Below are 20,817 nucleotides of genomic sequence, written 5' to 3'. Positions count from 1 at the left end.
TGGGCGGGAGGTGGGTCAGCGGGTGGGCTGTACCACCGTCAGTCGGCGATCGGGCAGGTGACCGGTGAGCGCCACCGTGGGGCCGTGGGACAGCCCGCTCGGGTCCGGCACGTCGGACGGAATCGGGATGTCGGCCGCGATCGCACGGTCCGCCGCGCCGGGCGGGGGCGGGAACGGAGCAGCCGTCTCGATCAGGTGCTCGTAGTAGTCGAGCGACTTGGCCATGTCGACGGTGACGGCGGCGGTGACCCGTCCTTGGAAGCCGTAGACCATGGCCAGGCGGCGCGCCTCCAGAGAGCCTTGGGCGATGACCACGTGGTCGGAGTAGGTGGGCACGCCCACCGACTTGATGTTGAGCCCGAACTGGGTCGACCAGAACGTCGGGACGGCGAGGTGCGGGCGCCGCAGGGGCCCTGGACTGACCATGTTGTGGGCCGCCACCTCGGCCTGTGCGACCGCATTGCCCCAGTGTTCCAGGGAGAGCATCTGGTACCCGAACAGCGGGTGGGGGAACCGGGAGACGTCGCCGGCCACGAAGACGTCGTCGGTGACGATCCCGTACATGTTGAAGGCCCGGCACCCGGCGTCGCAGGCGACTCCACGCGGACCCGCTGCCAGCCCGGACTCCGCCAGCCACTCCACGTTGCGGACCGCCCCCAACGCCACGACGCACACGTCCGCCTCGACGCGGCTGCCGTCGGACAGGTCCGCGCCGATGAAGCGGCCGTTCCCGTCCCCGCGCAGGGCGGTGACCGTCACCCCGCAGCGCAGGTCCACGCCGTGGTTGCGCTGCATGACGGCCGCAAGTTTCGACAGGGTGCCGCCGAGCGCGCCCACCAGGGGTGCGGGGCCGCGTTCTGCGACCGTGACCTCGATACCCCGCTCCCGGCAGGCCGAGGCGATCTCCGAACCGGTGAAGCCGGCGCCGATCACCAGCACTCGCCCCGGCCCGGCGGCCAGCCGCGCGGCCAGCCCCCCGGCCTCGTCACTGGTGCGCAGGGTGAATACCCCGTCCAGGGAGGCCTCCTCCGGGTTGGGCCAGGGGCGCGCCCGGGTCCCGGTGGCGATCAGCAGCCGGTCGAACGGCAGCGACTCGCCATCGGCCAGCATCACCCGTTTCTCCAAAGGGTCCAGGCCGGTGGCGGCTGCTCCCAGCCGCCAGTCGGCGTCCGGGTCCCGGCGCATCGGCAGCGTCGTGGTGTCCGCCGACGCCTTGCCGAGCAGTACCTGCTTGGACAGTGGCGGGCGGTCGTAGGGCGGATAGGGCTCATCCCCCACCACGGTGAGTGAGCCGCTGAAGCCCTCCTCGCGCAGCGTCTCCGCGGCCCTCAACCCAGCCAGCGACGCGCCGACGATGACGATGCGGCCGTCTCTGAGGTCACCGGGCACGGGCGCTCACCTCCTCACCGAGGAGGATCGCCTGGACCGGGCATGCCGCCGCGGCCTGGCGCACGCGCTCGACCTGGTCGTCGGGGACGGCCGGGGCGTACAGCAATCCCTCCTCTCCGTGCAGCTGGAACACCTCCGGCGCGAGGAACACGCACTGCGCGTAGCCCTGGCAGCGCGTGAGATCCACAACGGTCTGCATCCTCACCACTTCCTCCGTCTCCTCACCCCCTTATTTCCAGCATGGGGGGAGACCCGGACGACCGCACGGCCACCGCTCGGTTCCCCGACGAGCTGGTACGAGCCGGCACCGGTTGCCGCCGGTCAGAGGATCGGGCGGGGGAGCGGCGGGGGCCGGTGGACGGCCTCTCCGGCTCGGCCGCGCTGCGGAGCTTGGCGAGGAGAATCTTGTGCAGCCAGGGCCACACGCCGGGCTCGGTCCACTCGGCCAGGCGGCGCCAGCACGTCATGCCAGAGCCGAAGCCGAGCTCTTGCGGCAGGTGTTCCCAGACGATCCCGGGATGCGCACGATGTCCGGGGGCCTGGACCGGCGTCGGAGGTTTCCGTGACAGGCTCATACGCCGGCTCCCGCAACCCTTCGGTCTCGTGACGCTGCCGTATCCGGAAGAACGTCGCCTGGCTGATCTGCTGTCCGCCGGCCGTCAGTTCGGCGGCCTCCGCGGCCTCCCGCTCCATCAGCGTCCGGGCCTTGCTCCCCGACGACGGTCTCAGGGGTGCCAGATCCGTCCGGAGTGCGGCGCTGGTGGTCCTCGTGGACCTCGCCGAGTCGTGCCTACTGTGTCCGGGTGAACGATATGAGCAGCGTGTGCACGGGACGGATTGTCGTCCTGGTGCTGCCCGAGGTGAACCTGCTGGATCTGGGCGGTCCGGTGCAGGTCTTCGATGTGGCGGCCCACTTGGGGGGCGGCTACCAGCTGGAGTATGTCGCCGAGACGGGCGGGGTGCGCTCGGCGCAGGGACTGGAGCTGGCCGGGCTGCAAGTGCTGTCGGTGACGCAGGCCGGCCGGGGTGACATGGTGCTCGTGCCGGGGCCACGGCTGACCGGATCCGACCGGCTGGTCTCGGAGGCGGCCGTGCGGTGGGTGCGGGACGCATACGACGCGGGGGCCCGGGTGGCCTCGGTGTGCAGCGGCGCCGCCGTGCTTGGGGAGGCGGGACTGCTGGACGGCCGGGCGTGCACGACGCACTGGTCGCTCACCACGGCCATGCGCGAGCGGTATCCGAAGGCGCGGGTGCGCGAAGCAGCGTTGTACGTCCACGAAGGGCGGGTCAGCACCAGCGCGGGCATCTCCTCCGGGATCGACCTCGCGCTGTCCCTCGTCGAACGCGATCACGGCCCGGAACTGGCCGCCGCCGTCGCCCGTGAGCTGGTGCTCTATCTGCGGCGGGACGGCGACGCCGCGCAGATCAGCCCCTTCCTGCGCTACCGCGACCATGTCCGGCCCGCCGTTCACCGGGTACAGGACCACCTCGCCCAGAACCTGGACGCCCCTCACACCCTCGCCGAGCTCGCAGCCGTGGCTCATCTCTCCCCGCGTGGCTTGACCAGGGCCTTCACCGCGGCCACCGGCATCACGCCGCTGGCCTACCAGCGGCAGCTGCGCCTGGAGCGGGCCCGCACCCTGCTGGCCGGCACCAACCTGACCGTCGAGGCGGTCGCCGCACGGTGCGGCTTCCGCGACGCACGGCAGCTGCGCCGACTGGTCGCCGAGACCCTCGGCGTCCCGCCGTCCCAGCTGCGGCCTGCCGGCTGACACATTCCCTCGCGAACGGCTCACGGGGCCTTCCCCGTCCCGCTTTCTCTTCCTTCTTTCTCTTCCTTCTCTTTCCCCGCCTGGGGGTTGCAAGGGTGCGCGGCGCTGGTGCCGTGCGCCCGAAATCTGGAGGTATATCTTGTCTGGACTGAGTAAGAGTCGCAGGGCGCTCCGCCGTGCCGGAAGGGTACTCATGGGCACGGTGCTGTCGGTGGCATCGTTCACCGGGATCGCTTTCGCGGGGGTGAGCACCTCGATGGCGGACAGCTTCGCACCCGCGCCGGCTGCTTCCGGCGATCGGGCCTGGCCCTCCGCGCGGGCGGTACCCAAGGACCGCATCACGGTGGCCGTGGCGGTCAGCAGCGAGGGCTCCGTGGCCACCGACGTCCTGGCGCCATATCAGGTGTTCGCCGAGTCCGGGAAGTTCTCCGTCTACACCGTGGCCGCCGAGCGCCGCGTCTCCCCGCTGTCGGGAGGGGCCCACCTGCTTCCCGACCACACTCTGGCGGAGGTGGAACGCGGCACGGTGCCCGAGCCCGACGTGGTGGTCGTGCCCGCGGTGGCCGACCCCGCCGGTGCCAACGAGGCGCGACTGCGCCAGTGGATCGTGGAGCGGCACCGCAGGGGCGCGCGTGTTCTGGGGGTGTGCGCGGGCTCGGAACTGCTGGCGGCCTCCGGCCTGCTGGACGGCCGTGACGCGACGTCGTTCTGGTCCCGTATCGGCCCTCTGAAGCGCCGGTACCCCCAGGTGCACTGGGAGCGTGGCCGGCGGTACGTCGAGGACAGCCGGGTGACCACCACCGCCGGCGTCACCTCCGGCACCGTCGGTGCGCTGCGGGTGGTGGAGGAACTGGCGGGCAAGGACGAGGCCGCCCGGATCGGTAGGGGACTGTCGTATCCGGGCTGGATTCTGGACGGGCCGACGGCGATTACGGCCAACCACCTTGCTGTCGGTGACCTGCCGTACGCGCTGAACGCCGCGTTCCCCTGGCTGCGTCCGACAGTGGGCATCGGCCTGGTCGACGGCGTCGGCGAGATCGACGCGGCCGCGGCCTTCGAAGGCTACGGCGGGGTGTCGTTCACCGCGCGAACGGTGGTGCTCGGCGCCCGTGGCACCGTCAAAACCCGTCACGGTCTCGTCCTGGTCACCCGGACAGCAGAGCGTGGATCTTATGGGGTCGACCGCTTCGTCGTGCCCGGCGTCGCGGAGCCGTCGGCCGTCGACGCCCCGCTGCGCACCTGGGCGCACCGCAACAAGCTCGCCGTGGAGCTGCCCGGTGGGGGACGGCACACCGAGGAGTTCGGGTTCGACCCCGTCCTGCGTGACCTCGCCGAGCACAGCGACCGCCGCACGGCCCTGGTCACGGCGAAGTTCTCCGAGTACCCCTCCTCCCACCTGGTGCTGGCCGGGGCGGCCTGGCCCTGGCGGTCGACGCTGCTGGCCGGGGTCGCGGTCGTGGTCAGCGTTGCTGCGGGGTTCGTTCCGACCGTGATACGGCGAGCAGTGCGACGTCGGCGGGCGGCGTAACCGCCCTACGGTCTGCCAGGCCGGACGGGTGCCGAGGTCCCGGAATACCTGGCAAGTGAGGCCAGTTCCCGAGGCGTGTCCGCCGCGGACGTCGGGTTGCGGGTGACATAGAGGATGTGCATGCCCTCCACGCCGAACAACTCATCGGTCCGAGCGCAGCACGACGTGCCAGGACCACACGTACGGCGACGCACGTGAGGCGTTCTCTTGATTCAACTACTCGGTCGCTGCTGATCTTGGAAGGCCTCGTTCCGCCTCGCTCGCGCGCCACGGCGTGGACCCTGACGCCGCGAGACGGCTCACCCAGGTTCATCTGCGAGAGCCAAAAAGATTCGGACGGCGATGTCGAGAATTCGTGACTGGCTCCGTCCCCGCAGTGAACGCGACGAGAATGGGTCGCATCAGCATCGAGGAGAAACGCGATGGCCAAGTACTTGCTGCTCAAGCACTACCGCGGCGCCCCGGCTCCGGTGAACGACGTGTGTATGGATCAGTGGACGCCGGAGGAGATCTCGGCGCACGTGCAGTACATGAACGACTTCGCGGCCCGGCTGGAGAAGACAGGCGAGTTCGTCGACGGTCAGGCGCTCGCCCCCGAGGGAGCGTGGGTCCGGTACGACGGCGAGGGGCGCCCGCCGGTCACCGACGGTCCGTTCGCCGAGACCAAGGACCTCATCGCCGGCTGGATGGTGATCGACGTCGACAGCTACGAGCGCGCCATCGAACTGGCCGGGGAACTGTCGGCCGCCCCCGGGGCGGGCGGGAAGCCGATCCACGAGTGGCTGGAGGTGCGCCCGTTCCTGGCCGCGCCGCCCACCATCACGGAGTGACGTCACCGATGGACGAGGTCCTGCTCAGGAGCCTCACGCCGAGCGTGCTCACCGTCCTCGTCCGCCGCGGAGCCGACTTCGCGGCGGCCGAGGACGCCGTGCAGGACGCTCTGGTCGAGGCGCTCCGGGTCTGGGCGGCCGACCCGCCGCGGGATGCCAAGGGCTGGCTGGTCACCGTGGCCTGGCGCAAGTTCCTCGACGCGACGCGCGCCGACGCCGCCCGCCGCCGGCGTGAGGGTCGCGTCGAGGAGGAGCCGGCGCCCGGACCCGCGCCCGCGGTGGACGACACGCTCAAGCTCTACTTCCTGTGCGCCCATCCGTCGCTGACGCCCTCGTCCGCGGTCGCGCTCACGCTGCGCGCCGTCGGCGGGCTGACCACCCGCCAGATCGCCCAGGCCTACCTGGTACCCGAGGCAACCATGGCGCAGCGCATCAGCAGAGCCAAGCGCACCGTCTCCGGCGTGCGGTTCGACCGGCCCGGCGACGTCGCCACCGTGCTGCGCGTCCTCTACCTCGTCTTCAACGAGGGCTACTCCGGCGACGTCGACCTCGCCGCCGAGGCCATCCGGCTCACCCGGCACCTCGCGGCCGCGATCGACCACCCCGAGGTGGCCGGGCTGCTCGCCCTCATGCTGCTCCACCACGCCCGGCGCGCCGCCCGGACCGCGCCCGACGGCAGCCTGGTGCCGCTCGCCGAGCAGGACCGCGGCCAGTGGGACACCGAGTCGATCGCCGAGGGCGTCGAGATCCTGCAGGCGGCCCTTGCCCGCGACCGGCTGGGCGAGTTCCAGGCCCAGGCCGCCATTGCGGCACTCCACGCCGACGCGCCCACCGCCGAGGAGACCGACTGGGTGCAGATCGTCGAGTGGTACGACGAGCTCACGCGCCTGACCGACAGCCCGGTCGTCCGGCTCAACCGCGCGGTCGCCGTCGGCGAGGCCGAGGGACCGCGCGCCGGCCTGGCGGCGCTCGCGGCGCTGGACGCCTCACTGCCCCGCCACGCCGCGGTGGCGGCGTACCTCCACGAGCGCGACGGCGACGTGGCGACGGCGGCACGGCTGTACGCCGAGGCGGCCCACAAGGCACCCAACCTCGCCGAGCGCGACCACCTGACGCGCCAGGCCGCCCGGCTCAACGCCCGCCGATGTCGCTGACAGGTCGTGCTCGGATTTTCCCGCGGGCCTGGGCGCGCCTCGTGGCCAGCGCGGTCGCCTCGAAGTGAGTAGGCGGGGCGAGACCAGCTGCGCGACGCGTTGCCGGCGGGGAAGCTCAGCGCGGCCATCCCGCCGGCCGCCCACAGTACGGTGCCGGCCTGGTCGGTCTCCCACCGGTAGACGGACCACCGGTGCCAGCCCAGGCCTGGCACGTGTCTGAAGTCCCGCCCGTACTGGGCGGCGAACAGTTTGGCGTTGCCACGGTTGCCGAGGGTATCGGGCAGCAGACCGTGCTCGGGTTGCCCGCATCGCCGTCGGCGCAGCTGTCCTGGCGGCCTGTGCCGGGACGGTGCCGGCGGGGGAGCCGGGCAGGGTCCGGCGTGCGGCTTGTTGAGGGCGGAGCGGCCCGTTGCCGTGGCTGGGTGCGTGATTCACCTACGGTCTCCCGGATCGAGGGGACGGCAGCTGCCCGCAGGCATCTTGGGCTGGACGATGTGCAGTATTCGGTGTTCCTGGCCCGGGATGTGTGTGAACCGCGGCCGTCAGAAGGGCCGCTGTTGCGTCCTGCGCCACCGGATGCCCCGTGGCGGGGCCGGGCGGCCCGCGGGGTGGGCGGCCGGGTTGGGCCCGGCGCTGGAGTTTTCCTCTGAGTCGCTGTCACACAGGTGCGGTTCAGGAACCACGCGTACTCCTTCCAGCGACTGAAGCGACTCAATTTCCAAATTGGTGGAGTGGCGGATGGAACGGAACGCCTGGGGCCTGCACGAGGCCCGTCCGGTGCCTGTTGTCCTCACGTTCGTCCGGCTGTACGGGCAGTATTCAGCCGGGGAACTATCTGGCTGAATCGATGCGGTGGCGACAAGGAGTCATCTCTTGTTTCATCTGCAAGGTCCAGGCTCAATCGCCTTATATGTGGAAGGAATTTTGTTTTCCGCATGAATGTGCTCTGCGGGGGTCCGGGTGGCGCGCCGGGTGGTGCGCCGGGTGGTGCAGCGTGGAAATGGCCGATTGTTATACACCTGTGGCTGGTGAGCATCGCCTGATCTCACTCACCCGACGTGAAGATGCCGCGGGAAGCCTGTCGCTCGGGCGTCGGTTCCATGGCCGATCCCTTTGCCGGTATGCGACTTCATCTGCTGCAGCGCCGGGGCTGCTCCATTACGTGACTCGGCGTCAAACGGCCACCGTGATGCGGTGGTCGGGGTCGGTGGCCGGCTGTGCGGCACGTGCTGACATGCCTGGTCACGGCAGTTGGCGGGTCTGTCTCACGCAGTCCGTGGCCGGGTAGTCCGTGGTGTGGCGGGTGATCTGGCCTGGGGCGGTGCGGTTTTCGGCCGAGTCATGGGTGCCGGTCACAGTGTCGAAGTGCACATCCCCGCAGAACGAGAGGGTCGTGATGTCGTGAAGCCTTATGGCTCTGTCATGGGGCGTTACCGGCCATCGAATTCCCCGACGTGATCAGGCCGAACAGATCACGCCAGGAACAGCTGTGGCAGACGGCTGTGAAAGGGAGCCAGAAGAAGCGATTCGCCAGGAAGAATCGTTGCACCGCGTGGCATCGGTTCCATGGCATCGTGGGCTGCCCACGTGCGTGAACCACTTCATCCGGATGCTTGAAGACGGCCCTGCCCGGGGCAGTCTTCGATCGGTCCGGTGCGGGGATATCGACACAACTACGCCATCCGGGTGACATCCTGTCGGCTTTGTTGCTGTCATATGCGGCCGAGAGGATAACTGTCCCTATCCAAACCGGTGGGCCGCCCACCCTCTCCGGGGGAGCGGCTTTTCATTTCTCTCGTAGCTGTCCAGGTGAGGTGAAAGCCTGGGGATCTGCCGGGTGGGACTGCCGCAATGGGCACCCCCGTGGGAGGGGTTTGGATCCGCCAGTCGGTGCGAGTAGCCGGTGCCGACTGGCGCGGCGGCCCATGTGACCTCTTTGGAGGCACCATGCGCGCTTCCCTGGCGATTTTTCAGACGTCCGACGCCCGGCACCGGAATGCTGAGTTCTGCGGTGAGACCGCTCCGGTCGGCGCGGCGAAGCGCCAGTCGACGGCGGATACCTTGTCGCTCTCACCCTGTTCTCGGCCGATTTACTCATCGTCGTGCACGGCGCGGGGGCGTTGCCGGAGCACGGAGGCTGCTGCCTCCCACGGCATCGAATCATCTTCCATGCCGGAGGCGGGCATCGTCCGGACCGCGTTCGGTGACTGGCGTTCGGGGTGCCGGTCCCGGCCGGACGGTCGTATCACCACCGGGCGTCGGGGCTGTCTGCGCGACCGTGACCGCTCCTGCGGATCCGGGTGCCCGGTGCCGTCCTTCTCGGAGAGATCGCCGTTCATCTCACATCTGTGGTGCCACCGGGGGCAGCACGGACGACCTCGACGGCACCGGTCCGGGCACCGCCACCGGGGGCCGCAGCCGATCCGGGCCGGGATCGGCACCACCGCGGATGTGGGACTGCGGGCGGCCCGGCTCACCCCGTGTACGGCCCGCCGTACCAGCGGTGGACGGGTGCACCCCGCTTCCCGTCTCTGAACCGCCCGCTGGGCTCCCGCGCGGTCCGCGACCGGCGGGCACATCGGGTACGGCAGGCAATCCGAAGCCGGCGGCTTGTGCCGTGTTGTGTCCGCAAGCGCAGACCTGCCACCCCGCCACCTGAGCAAGGCCGAGGACGAGAGAGGAAGAACTATGCTGCCGACTGCTTGGCCGGGGGCGCAGATCGCATTGTCCCCCCAGGAGATTGAACAGTGGCCGAATACGGCGTCAGCCCGGGCCCTGGCCGACGACTGGCCTACGGGACGACCGGCCTCGTTCCGCGTGCCGACACTGGAGCGAGCGGTGCCGGTCTGCCGCCAACTGGCCCGGCTGTGGATGGACTTTGAGGGTATAACGGACGAAGGTGCCCGATGCGTGGCCTTACTCGTGCTCTCTGAGCTGGTAACCAACGCCATCGTCCACACCGACAGCCTCTCGATCACCGGTCGCCTGCAAAAGGACGGTGACTGGCTCCTCGTGGAAGTCCAGGACGAGGGGGGAACATCGTCCGTCCCCCACCGTGCCGGCGACGCCAACGAGTACGGCCGAGGCCTGGTGGTGGTCGCGCAGTCCGCCCAGGCGCTGGGAACGCGGCGGGAGACCGGCGGCGGCCGCACATTCTGGGCACGGATCTCACTGACCGGGTGAAATCCCTCCAGGCTGCGGTCCGCGACCGCGATCCCGTCCGTCGGGCCCCGAGTGAACACAACACGGCGCCCGGGTCCCCCGCGGCTTGTCCGCGGGACGAGGCCGGGGCCGCAGAGACCGTCTGCTGTGAAACCGGGCTGGGGTGAACATCCGGCACGTCGCCAACTCAACTCCCAGGCCGGTGAACAGCGCCTGCGACGCCGGTTCACCTCGTCGGTGGGCGCTCCACCACGCGCCCGGCCGCCGGTGATCTCGATCATGTGCCGCATTTCGCGGACACATGAAGCACCTGAGGACAGGCCGGCCTCGTGCCGCTGGACGAGCCCCGGCCGGCCCGGCTGAAGCAGGCACCGGTGTCGGACCGCTCCACGTGCCGCACGGGGTCCCGCGCCCGTCGCACGAGGCGGACGAGAGAACGCGGCCTGTACGGTTCCGGCCGTCCGCGTCCTGGTGGACTACCGGGAGGCGCGGGGGAGGGGCCGGGCCGAAGCGGCTCAAAAGCGCCGCATCGGGCAGGCCGCTCGCGTCTGCTGGCCGGGGGCGGCGCGGGGCGTCGTCCCGGCGGCCGATCACATCCGGACTGCGAACGGCCCGGTGGCGCGGCCCGATCTGGCGCAGCCGGCGCACACGCTTCGCAACGCATCCTCTGCCGTCGCGTCCTTGGTTTTGCCACCCCCGGGTGGGCGGGGCGCGGCGGAACCGTCCCTGATTGTGAACAGCGCCGGCCTGCGCGAGGAACGCGCAGGCCGGCGCTGTTCACAGCCCTGGCCAGCCGGCGTGGCGACGTGGCAGGCAAGGGGCCGTGAGGGGACGGCTGGTCAGATGTAGGTGTACCCGCCGGGGACAGTGGCGGTGCCGGCCGCGGTCGTGACCACGACCGGGACGTTGCCCGCGGCGGCGCCGGCCGGGGTGATCCCGAACAGCAGGATCCCGGTGGGGTCGCCGCCCAGTACGGTGGCCGGAACTCCGTTGACGGTGACAGTGCCACCGCTCAGGTTGGTGCCGGCGATCACGAACGGGGTGGCGCCGACGACCGGGCCCGAGGCCGGGGTGATGCTGGTGGCGGTGGGAGGAGCGGGCGTGGACGGGTCCACGTAGGTGTAGGACACCGGGTTGCTCGTGCCGCTGCCGGTGGTCACGGTGACCGGCACCGTGCCTGCGGCGTTCGCCGGGACCGTGATCGTGACAGTGAGCCCCAGCACGTCCTGCGAGACGATGGTGGCCGGCGTGGTATCGAACAGAACGCTGGTGGCACCGCTGAGGCCCACTCCGAGGAGCTGAACGGTATTGCCGCCGGCGACCGGTCCGGAGTTGGGCAGGACCGCCAGGAGCAGCGGACCGAAGGGGAAAGGCAGTTGGGCGACCGACTGCGACTGGCCGGACGATGTTGTGTCTGTGGACATGACGGGTCCTCCTGTGACAGGCGGACCGTTGCGGTCCGCACGGGGACTTGCCCGGATCGATGGCAGGCTTCCCTCATGCCCGACGCGCGGTCAGGGGTGAGAGGACGAACGGCTCTCGGCTCGGGGGAAGCCGACCGGGCAGTGGCTTGCGGCGATGAGTCCGCCAGGGACGGGGCGGACCCGACGGCGACCGGGGGCCGACGGGCATCGGCCGCGACGTGCGCACCACTGCCCGGTCTCAAGCACGGCGGGCCGCTTCACCGGCCGGTGTCGGGAGCGCCCACCGGCCGGTGGCTTTCCGGGGCAGCCATGCAGTGGCTCTGCTCGCCGGAGCCCTGCCGGAAGGAAGGGCCGAAACGGGCGGGCCGATTGCCGAGCTTCCCGGAGAGGGATGGGCGGCCCACCGGTTCAACGACTTCAGTAACTCCAATGAATGAACTGCCATCAACCCCTGCGCCAATCAGTCACCCGATCGGCCCAGTCCGAAATGCGTTCCGGGAGCGGGGGACGGCCGGCGGACACTGCCGCCGTGATCGCAGCAGTCACGCCGAGATCCAGCCATTACTAGATAATTACCAGGTGCGCGCCATTTCTTTCCGGCCGCGACATCCCGACGGCGAATCGCCGCGAATCAGACTTCACGGACCCGTGGGGCCGGATTCGTGGAGCTCGCCGAGGAGAAGACGCTCACCGTTCAGTAAATTACGCCAGACGGGTGAACTGTTGGCGGTCTCATTGCGGGATTATTCAGCTCCGTGGGATAACCGTTTTGAATCCAACCGGTGGGCTGCCCTCCTCTCCGGGGAGCGCGGCAATCGACGATCCGCTGCAGAACTGGCCAGCCAGTTGTGAGCAGCATCGAGATCGTTCGTCGCCATGAGCGCCCCTCGGCAAGGAAGAGGCGGCTCGCATCACCTCGTCAAGGGGCGCCATGCGAGTTCCCTGTGCTGTCCAATCCGTCATTGGGGTCTGTCTCCTGACATCAAGACCGGCCATCATCCCGACGGCCGCCCGCGCCCGGACCCCCGCGCTGCACCCTGAGGCCGCGCCGGCCGGCGCGGTCACGACGGCGCACACCGCCGGCTGCGGCACCGTGGCGGTCACGCCGTTCCGTACGCGAGGCCGGCCGCCGCTACCGTCCGCGCCGCCCCTGAGCCGGCTCCCGCGCGCCGGAGAGTGACGCGCCGCGCATGGGATTCCTGGACCAGTTGCGCGGTTTCGTGACACTCACCGTCCTGTGGTGGAAGCATTTTCGGCTGTACTCAAGACGGCGTGGCAAAAACAATCGAGCCGACGCCTCCGCTGATAAATCAGCGCTGATCCTCCCGACTGGAGAGCGCTATGCCCCAAACGATTCGCGTAATACTCAGCGGGGGGCCGGAAGGCTCGCCGCCGACCTGGGAAGTGAAATCACTGGACAGTGAAACAAGAGTGACGGTTCCCCGCTGGAACGGTTATGAGCATTTCGAGTTCGCGGATCACTATGCCGAACTCGATGGCGAACTGCTGCCCGTGTACCGCTGGATCTACCGCACATACATTGCCGAATAGAGCCCTGCTCGAATCCGGCCGCTGCGGAATCTCTTCCTCAACAGCACACAGCCGCTTACGTGCGGGTGCTACCAACTGATCCGGAGGGGATCGAAATGACGACTACTCTGTTGCCCGTAGGTGTGTCGTGAGCGGGGCAGCCCCCCTCTCGGGAGGCGGCCGGCACGCGCGGGATGCCATGGTCACCGGTATCGGGTTCTGCCTTCCCGGTGACGGGCAGCCCGTCTTCACCGCGGACGACCTGTGGAACATCGCCTCCCGGGGGGCCTCCTGCCTCAGGCAGAGCAATGCCTACTACGGCTCCGTAGACCTCTCGGACGCAATGTTCGACGAACGCCTCCCCGATATCGCCCCGTTCTTCTCACGCCACTACACCGCAGCGCATCGGTTCGGCCTGGTGTCCATGGCGCAGGCATGCTTGGACGCCGAGCTGGATCCCCTCACGGGCGACCTGGCGGACGCGGCGATCCTGGCCGGACGCGGCGGCGTCGACGCGAACATCGACAGCTACCTCGCCGTCCTGCGAGCCGACCCCGAGACCATTCGCGTGACGGAGGCGATGGAACTGTTCGTCGCGGCGGAACAAGCCGTCACTCCCTCCGACGTCGCCCTGGTCCAAGGCGCACTGTCCCGCTCGAAAGGCCCCAACTTCACTGTGTCGTGCGGCTGCGCGTCTTCCGCGGTACAGATCGGCAACGCCCGACGCCTGATCGCCGACGGCGAGATCGACATCGCCGTCGTGACCGGCGTCGACATCTTCAGCGTCAAACTGATCCGCAACATCCAGCGCCTGCTGCAGGGCGCGCAGAAGACATACGAGATCATCCGGTCCAACGACATGCCCGCCCTTCTGCCGTCCTTCGACTCCCTCATGCGCCCCTACGACCGGCGCGCCGACTGCATCAACCACGGCGAGGGATCGGTGACCGTCATCATGGAGAGCCGCGAGCACGCCACCCGGCGCGGGGCCCATCTGTACGGTCAGGTGCTCGCCCAGGCCACGACCCGCGACGGTCTGACCAATCCTCTGGCATCCGACGAGACGGGCCGCGAACTGGTGAGCGCCGTCCGCCGATGTCTCAAGGACCGTTGGGAGACCGGCCAGGTGCCCTACGTCCACGGCGGCAGCGACGGCAACGTGGTGGTCACCGCCTTCGAGGCCAACGCGATCAAGGAACTGTACGGATCTGCCGCACAGGACCTGCTGATGACATCCCAGGAAGGCTGCTTCGGCCACAACGGCGCGCCCGCGGGCTGTCTCGGCGTCGCTCTGACGCTGCTCATGATGGAGCGCGGCGAGGTATGTCCCACCGCGAACTGCGAGCAGCCTGCGGACAACCTCACCTTCGACCCCGTTCCCGGCACGCGCACCCGCCCTCTCGACTTCGACTACGCGCTGAGTTTCAACTACCAGGTCGGCGGGGTGAAGAGCGCGATCCTCCTGGGCAGCCCCGACGTCTGAGGCCCGTCCCGGTATCCCCAGCCCTCCACGGCCCCCGCCCGACCCGGCCGATTCCGGTACGCAGGCACGCCGCCGACCCCGGGGCGGCGAACCGTCAACAGAGCCGGGGGGTTTCCCGCCCCCTGCGCAGCCAATCGACAAGGAGAACTCCCGTGGGGCGACACAGGCATACCTTCAACAACACGACGGATTCTCTCGCCGTGATCGGCATGGGCTGCAGGCTCCCCGGCGACATCGACTCTCCCGCGGCCCTGTGGCGGCTGCTCGCCAACGGGCAAGAGGCAGTCGGGAATCCGCCGCCGGGACGCGAGACGCTCTGGGCACAAGGCGGCGCTGAGTCAACCCCCGACTCACCCGCACTTCCTCAGCCAGGCGGGTACCTGAGCAACGTGTCAGGTTTCGACGCGGACTTCTTCGGAGTCTCCGGCCGCGAGGCGGACGTACTCGACCCGCAACACCGGCTGCTGCTGGAGGTGGCCTGGGAAGCGCTGGAAAACGCCGGGCTGCCGCCGGACCGGCTGACCGGCTCCCCCACGGGGGTCTTCGCCGGTCTCAGCTACAACGACTACATGGATCAGCTCGCCGGACAGCCCCAGGAACTCGAGGGCTCCATCCTGACGAACGGGCACTGCGTCGCCGCAGGCCGTATCTCCTACCTCCTGGGCCTGCACGGCCCCTGCGTGGCACTCGACACGGCCTGCTCGTCCTCGCTCGTCGCGTTCCACCTGGCCTGCCGGGCACTGCTCCACAGCGAATGCGATCTCGCCCTCGCCGCCGGTGTCACGCTCATGCTCCGACCCAGAACAACCCTGTCCTTCGCCCGGATGGGAATGCTGTCACCGACGGGACGCTGCCACACCTTCGACGCCGCCGCGGACGGCTTCGTCCGCGGTGAAGGCTGCGGCGCCGTCGTACTCAAACGCCTGGCCGACGCCGAACGGGACGGCGACCGGATCCTCGCCGTCGTCCGCGGCACCGCCGTGAACCAGGACGGCCGGACCGACGGCCTGGCCGCTCCCTCGCCCACCGCCCAGCGGGCCCTGTTCCACAAGGCACTCACCAACGCCGGCATCGACCCGCAGGACATGGGAATGATCGAGGCTCACGGAACGGGAACCCCGATCGGAGACCCGATCGAGTTCGCCAGCCTGGCACAGGTGTACGGCACCGGCCACGGCCGGTGCGCTCTGGGATCGGTCAAGACCAACCTCGGCCACCTGGAACCCGCCGCCGGGATCACCGGACTGATCAAGACCGTCCTGTGCCTCCAGCACGGACTCATCCCACCCAACGTGAACTTCACCCGCTGGAATCCGGCCATCGCCGCAGACAAGACCCGCTTCTTCGTGCCCACCGAGCTGACCCCGTGGCCCGTACAGGCGCCGACCAGACTGGCCGCGGTCTCCTCCTTCGGATTCTCTGGCACCAACGCCCACGTAATCCTGGAACAACCCCCACAGGACAGCCGAACGGCCCCGCCACGCCGGCGACAGACCCCTCCCGCCGCACCCGAAGTGGTCCTGGTTCCGGCAGGATCCCCGGCCGTGCTCCCGGCCGCGGCACTGCGTCTGGCCGACTGGCTGGAGGGCGACGGCGCGAACGTACCGCTGCGCGACGTGGCGCACACCCTGGCCCTGCGACGCAGCGCAGGGCGAGGACGCCTCGGAGTCGTGGCCCGTTCAACGCACGACGCGGTCAGCGCACTGAGGTCGTTCGCGGCGGGCCGGGCACACCCGGCCGTGGTGTCGGGACCGACAAGCGTCACCGTCTCCCGGCAGCCGGTATGGGTGTTCTCCGGGCAGGGCTCCCAGTGGCCGGGCATGGGGCGCGGGCTGCTGCAGCGGGAACCGGCCTTCGCGGCGGCCCTGGCCGAAGCCGACCCCCACATCTGCGCCGAGGCCGGGTTCTCCGTACTGGACGTGGTACGCACCGGTGAACCGGTGACGGAATGCTCCAGGGTGCAGCCGGTGCTGTTCGCCCTGCAGATCGCGCTGGCCGCCACCTGGCGCGCCCACGGAGTCGAGCCGGCCGGTGTCATCGGCCACTCCATGGGAGAAGTCGCGGCCGCTGTCGTGGCCGGGGCACTGTCACTGAAGGACGGCGCCAGGGTGATCTGCCGGCGCTCCGCGCTGCTCACCCGGATCGCGGGAGCCGGCGCCATGGCGACCGTAGGACTGGACCGGGTTGCGGTGGAAGCCGAACTCGCCGCGAACAAGACCCAGTCCGTCTCCGTAGCGGTCCTTGCCGCGCCGAACTCCACCGTCGTGGCCGGCGACACCACCCAGGTGGCAAGGCTCGTCGCCACCTGGCAGGACCGCGCAATCCCCACACTGACCGTCGCGGTGGACGTCGCCTCCCACAGCCCGCAAGTGGACCCGTTGCTCGCCGAACTCCGCGCCGCCCTCTGCGACCTGACTCCTCAGCGCCCCGAGATCCCCTTCTACTCCACCGTGCTGCCAGATCCCCACGAGGTGCCGGCCTTCGACGCCGCCTACTGGTGCGCCAACCTGCGCAACCCGGTCCGCTTCTTTCCGGCGGTGGCCACGGCCGCTGCAGACCGGAACCTGGTGTACGTAGAAATCTCCCCGCACCCAGTAGTCACACACGCCATCGCGGAAAGCCTCGAAGACCTGGCCGGCGAACCCGTCGTGCTGCCCACGCTACGCCGCGCAGAGGACGAGCCCACCACGTTCCGCACCCACCTCGCGGCCCTGCACTGCGCCGGTGTGAAAGTCGACTGGGCGCCGCTGTACGCACAGGCCGGCCTCGCGGACGTCCCCACCATCACCTTCGACCGCAAGCACCACTGGGCGGATGCCGCCCGGCCGGCCACCCCCGGCGAACAGAACGCGGCACGCGCGGCCGTCGCCCTGCCGGGCACCTACACCGAGGTACCCGGCGAACGGGTGCGCCACTGCTGGCAGGGAGACGCAGGAACCACGGGACTGCCCTGGCTGACCGACCACCGAGTGCATGGCACCCCGGTACTGCCCGGCGCCGCCCACTACGCCATCGCACTGACCACCGCCTGCAAGGTGTTCGACGCAGCCCCCACCGACGTAGAGATCACCGACGTCTCATTCCGGGAGATGCTGCGCCTGGCAGGGCACACCGACCTCAGCACGACCGTCACCATGACCGCCCCGGATCACGCCACATGCGAGATCTTCGGGCGCGGCGACGACGGCCAGTGGACAACGTACGCCTCCGCCGTGCTGCGCCGGCTCTCCCTGCCCCCGCGCACCCGCACCGTCTCCGTCAGCACCTTGGCCCAGAAGCACCCGGTCGCCATCGACTCCGCAGCCCTCTACTCGCGACTTCATTCCCGGGGACTGGAACACGGTCCGGCGTTCGCCGGAATCACACAGCTGCGCGCCTCTCGCAGCCGCGAGAGTTTCTGGGCCCGTGTGGAGGTCCCGGAGCCCGCACGGACCCCGGAGCACTCCTTGCAAGTCCACCCCGTCCTCGTTGACCTCTGCCTGCAACTCCTGGTCGCAGGGCCCGTCGAGGACGCCGGCCAGGGACTGATCCTCCCCGTCCAGATGCAGGCCGTACGAGTTCTGGGCGATCCCGCGACCGCTGCGTACTGCCACGCGCGGATCGTCGAGAACACGGCCGACAGCGCCGTAGGACATGCCCGCCTGCTGAACGAAGCGGGCAATTTGGTGATGGCCCTCGACGGAGTGAAGTTCGCACGCCGAAGTCCGCAGAACGCCGGTACGGCCGACAAGTGGCTACTCGAGGCCGGCTGGCATCCCGCCCCACGGCCGCAGGCCACCTCGCAGATCCCGCCCGGAAACTGGCTCGTCATCGGGGAGGGCCACACAGACGCCGAGGCACTGGCCGGCATCCTGCGCGAGGCCGGGGCCCGGGCCGAGGTGTGGGACACCCCGCTGGGAGACGAGCGGCTCGGACCGTTCGGCGACTTTGTCAGCACACACCTGGAGGCCATCGGGTCCCCCTCGCGCGCCGTGGTGATGCTGTGCGGCACCTCGCCCACCACCACGGACGATCCCACCGTGGGCGCCCAGCGGCGTGCCCGGCGAATCCTCGGCATCGCCCAGGCAATCGCCCGCAGTTCCACCCCTCCTCGCCTGTACGCGGTCACCCGCGCCGCCCGTGCGGTAGCAGCCGACGAGACCGTGGACCTTGAGCAAGGCGCCCTGCGCGGAGTGATCCGCGTCCTGGCGTTCGAGCACCCGCACATGCGCGCCACCCTGGTGGACACGGACCACGGCGATCCAGGCCTGCGGAGCCTGGCCGAGGAACTGCTCGCCGACGGCCACGAGGACGAGATCGCCCTACGAGGCGCCACCCGGTACATCGCCCGGCTCGATCACGCCCCCCTGGCCGCCTCCGAACAGGTCACGACCGCCACCCGCACCGTGCGCTACGCGGTGGACGGATTCCGCCTCCGCGCGGGACGGCTCGGGGACCTCGGCAGTCTGGAACTCGCCGCGACCGGGCGGCGGACTCCAGGACCGGGCGAGGTGGAGCTGCGTGTCCAGGCGGCGGGCCTCAACTTCCGCGACGTACTCACGGTCATGGGCCTCCTGCCCGGTGAGCAGGACATCCAGTACCGGATCGGCTTCGAGTGCGCAGGCGTGGTGACCGAAACAGGGCCCGGCGTCGAGCACCTGCGCACCGGCGACCCGGTACTCGCCGTTCACCTCGAAGGCGGCGCCTTCGCCTCCTTCATCACTGTGCCCGCGACCGCGGTCGCCCCGATCCCGGCCACGCTCGATCCTGTCGCTGCGGCCGGAATGCCCACGGCCTTCCTCACCGCCTGGTACGCCCTGCGCCACGTCGCCCGGCTACGCGCGGGCGAACGCGTCCTGATCCATTCGGCCAGCGGGGGCACCGGCATGGCGGCTGTCGCCGTCGCCCGGCTGCTCGGCGCCGAGGTGCTGGCAACAGCCGGCAACGAAGAGAAGCGACAATACCTACGGGGCAGCGGCATCAGCCATGTGATGGACTCCCGGTCCCTGGACTTCGCCGAGCAGACCCGCAACGCCACCCACGGCCTGGGCGTGGATGTCGTCCTCAACTCGCTCTCCGGTGCCGCAATCCGTGCAGGGCTGGAGACGCTGCGGCCCTTCGGCCGCTTCGTCGAACTGGGAGTGCGCGACATCCTGTCCGACGCCCCTGTCGGGCTGGCCCCGTTCCGGCACAACATCACCCTGAGCACAGTTGACCTCATCGAACTCCAGCGGGCCCGTCCCGATATGTTCGCGACCGTGCTGCGCGAGGTCATCGCCGAGTTCACCGAAGGCCGCCTGAAGCCACTGCTCTGCACCACGCACCCGCTCTGCGAAGCCACCGACGCCTTCCGCCTGATGGCCCGCGCGGGCCACATCGGCAAGCTGGTCCTGACCATCCCGGACCGGGGGGAGACCACTGCGGTCCTTCCCCAGGGGGCGCGTGTCGTTCACGCCGACGGCGCCTACATCATCACGGGCGGCCTGCGCGGCCTCGGCCTGGCAACCGCGCACTGGCTGGCCGAGCAGGGTGCGAGCCACATCGTCCTCAACGGTCGCACACCTCCTTCCCTCGCCGCCGCACGCGCGATCAGGAAGCTGTCCGCCGACGGTACCCGGATCACTGTCGTACTGAGGGACATCGCCAAACCGGATACCGCCGAACGCCTGGTGGCCACCGCCACCGAAGACGGGACACCCCTGCGCGGTGTCATGCACTGCGCCATGGTCCTCGAGGACGCCGCGATCATCAACATCCGAGACCCCCAGCTGAAGCGCGTATGGGACCCCAAGGTCACCGGCGCATGGAAACTGCACAACGCCGCCACAGCGCACACACTGGACTGGTTCGTCGTCTTCTCCTCCATGGCCTCGTTGCTGGGCAACCCCGGGCAGGGCGTGTATGCCGCCGCCAACTCCTGGCTCGACGCCTTCGCCGCCTGGCGGACCCGCGAAGGCATGCCCACGCTCGCCGTCAACTGGGGGCCGTGGGGCGAGACCGGTGTCGCAACCGACTTCAGCAGCCGGGGCTACGAGACGATCCCGACCGGCAAGGGGCTGCTGGCGCTCCACGCGCTCCTGGCACACGGACGCGTCCAGACCGGAGTGATTCCCGGGGAGCCGAGCACCTGGATCCCCCTCGCCGGACGGCAGTCCTCGTTCTTCAGCCTCCTCGCCCCGGGCAACGAACACGCGGCCGACGTAACGGAGAACTCCCCTGACATCCAAACCCGTCTCGCGGGCCTCGCACCAGGCACCGCCCGGCGCGAGGCACTCGAGACCTACCTGGCCGATCACATTCGCGGAATTCTCCGGCTGGGCAGTACCACCCTTGACCCGCAGACCCCCCTGAAAGCGCTGGGCTTCGATTCACTGCTGTCCATGGAATTACGGGTCCGTCTGGAATCCGACCTCGGGGTCGAGCTCGCCAGCAACTTCGTCTGGCAGCACCCGACGCTGTCGGCACTCGCCGCCGGCCTCGCCCAGCGCATGGGCCTGGAACTTCGCCACGTGTGACTCTGCCCGGTAGTTGGCCAGTTCGTCGGCCGGTAGTTGGTCACTGACGCC

General features: G+C 69.8%; 11 protein-coding genes and 2 pseudogenes. 8 read left to right on the top strand and 5 right to left on the bottom strand.

Annotated elements, in window-relative coordinates; all coding sequences use genetic code 11:
* Nucleotides 1-15 precede the first annotated feature (15 nt).
* From OG609_RS00700 to OG609_RS00690, 3 genes and pseudogenes are all read right to left on the bottom strand, one after another.
* Entirely contained in the window at nt 16-1,389 is a 1,374-nt protein-coding gene (locus tag OG609_RS00700; RefSeq protein ID WP_327270931.1) for an NAD(P)/FAD-dependent oxidoreductase, read from the bottom strand.
* On the bottom strand, nt 1,379-1,588 hold the full coding sequence (locus tag OG609_RS00695; RefSeq protein ID WP_327270930.1) for a ferredoxin: 210 nt from the start codon (nt 1,586-1,588) through the stop codon (nt 1,379-1,381). Before OG609_RS00695 ends, OG609_RS00700 begins: the two co-directional genes overlap by 11 nt.
* A gap of 177 nt (nt 1,589-1,765) precedes the next feature.
* Nucleotides 1,766-1,904 (bottom strand): annotated as a pseudogene (locus tag OG609_RS00690) (IS5/IS1182 family transposase); the annotation flags it as partial.
* Between the two features lie 297 nt (nt 1,905-2,201).
* Here OG609_RS00690 and OG609_RS00685 point away from each other — a divergent pair.
* From OG609_RS00685 to OG609_RS00670, 4 genes are all read left to right on the top strand, one after another.
* Complete coding sequence (locus tag OG609_RS00685; protein ID WP_327277897.1) at nt 2,202-3,161, top strand: GlxA family transcriptional regulator; 960 nt, start codon at nt 2,202-2,204, stop codon at nt 3,159-3,161.
* A 193-nt stretch (nt 3,162-3,354) separates the two neighbouring features.
* Nucleotides 3,355-4,689 (top strand): DJ-1/PfpI family protein, encoded by a 1,335-nt coding sequence (locus tag OG609_RS00680; RefSeq protein ID WP_327270929.1) that lies wholly within the window; start codon nt 3,355-3,357, stop codon nt 4,687-4,689.
* A 422-nt stretch (nt 4,690-5,111) separates the two neighbouring features.
* Nucleotides 5,112-5,519 (top strand): YciI family protein, encoded by a 408-nt coding sequence (locus OG609_RS00675; protein ID WP_327270928.1) that lies wholly within the window; start codon nt 5,112-5,114, stop codon nt 5,517-5,519.
* An 8-nt stretch (nt 5,520-5,527) separates the two neighbouring features.
* Complete coding sequence (locus OG609_RS00670; RefSeq protein ID WP_327277896.1) at nt 5,528-6,673, top strand: RNA polymerase sigma factor; 1,146 nt, start codon at nt 5,528-5,530, stop codon at nt 6,671-6,673.
* 131 nt (nt 6,674-6,804) lie between these two features.
* Here the strand turns inward: OG609_RS00670 and OG609_RS45910 are convergent.
* Nucleotides 6,805-6,921: pseudogene (locus tag OG609_RS45910) on the bottom strand (hypothetical protein); the annotation flags it as partial.
* A gap of 2,440 nt (nt 6,922-9,361) precedes the next feature.
* Here OG609_RS45910 and OG609_RS00665 point away from each other — a divergent pair.
* The gene (locus OG609_RS00665; protein ID WP_327270927.1) at nt 9,362-9,856 is read left to right on the top strand and encodes an ATP-binding protein; all 495 of its coding nucleotides are present in this window, start codon (nt 9,362-9,364) and stop codon (nt 9,854-9,856) included.
* 818 nt (nt 9,857-10,674) lie between these two features.
* On the opposite strand, the gene OG609_RS00660 is transcribed toward OG609_RS00665, so the two are convergent.
* Complete coding sequence (locus tag OG609_RS00660) at nt 10,675-11,259, bottom strand: IPT/TIG domain-containing protein (RefSeq protein ID WP_327270926.1); 585 nt, start codon at nt 11,257-11,259, stop codon at nt 10,675-10,677.
* Between the two features lie 1,341 nt (nt 11,260-12,600).
* Between OG609_RS00660 and OG609_RS00655 the strand changes: the two genes are divergently transcribed.
* The 3 genes from OG609_RS00655 to OG609_RS00645 all read left to right on the top strand — a co-directional run bounded on the left by OG609_RS00655 (nt 12,601) and on the right by OG609_RS00645 (nt 20,766).
* Nucleotides 12,601-12,810 carry a DUF5988 family protein gene (locus tag OG609_RS00655; RefSeq protein WP_327270925.1) on the top strand — a complete coding sequence of 70 codons (210 nt, stop codon included), beginning with the start codon at nt 12,601-12,603 and terminating at the stop codon, nt 12,808-12,810.
* A 178-nt stretch (nt 12,811-12,988) separates the two neighbouring features.
* The gene (locus OG609_RS00650; protein WP_327277895.1) at nt 12,989-14,272 is read left to right on the top strand and encodes a beta-ketoacyl synthase N-terminal-like domain-containing protein; all 1,284 of its coding nucleotides are present in this window, start codon (nt 12,989-12,991) and stop codon (nt 14,270-14,272) included.
* A gap of 152 nt (nt 14,273-14,424) precedes the next feature.
* Nucleotides 14,425-20,766 carry a type I polyketide synthase gene (locus tag OG609_RS00645; protein ID WP_327270924.1) on the top strand — a complete coding sequence of 2,114 codons (6,342 nt, stop codon included), beginning with the start codon at nt 14,425-14,427 and terminating at the stop codon, nt 20,764-20,766.
* Nucleotides 20,767-20,817 lie beyond the last annotated feature (51 nt).

Origin of the sequence: Streptomyces sp. NBC_01224 (assembly GCF_036002945.1) — a bacterium.
Classification (GTDB): domain Bacteria; phylum Actinomycetota; class Actinomycetes; order Streptomycetales; family Streptomycetaceae; genus Streptomyces.
Note: the sequence above shows the minus strand (reverse complement) of the source record. Positions and strands in the feature narration are given on the sequence as shown.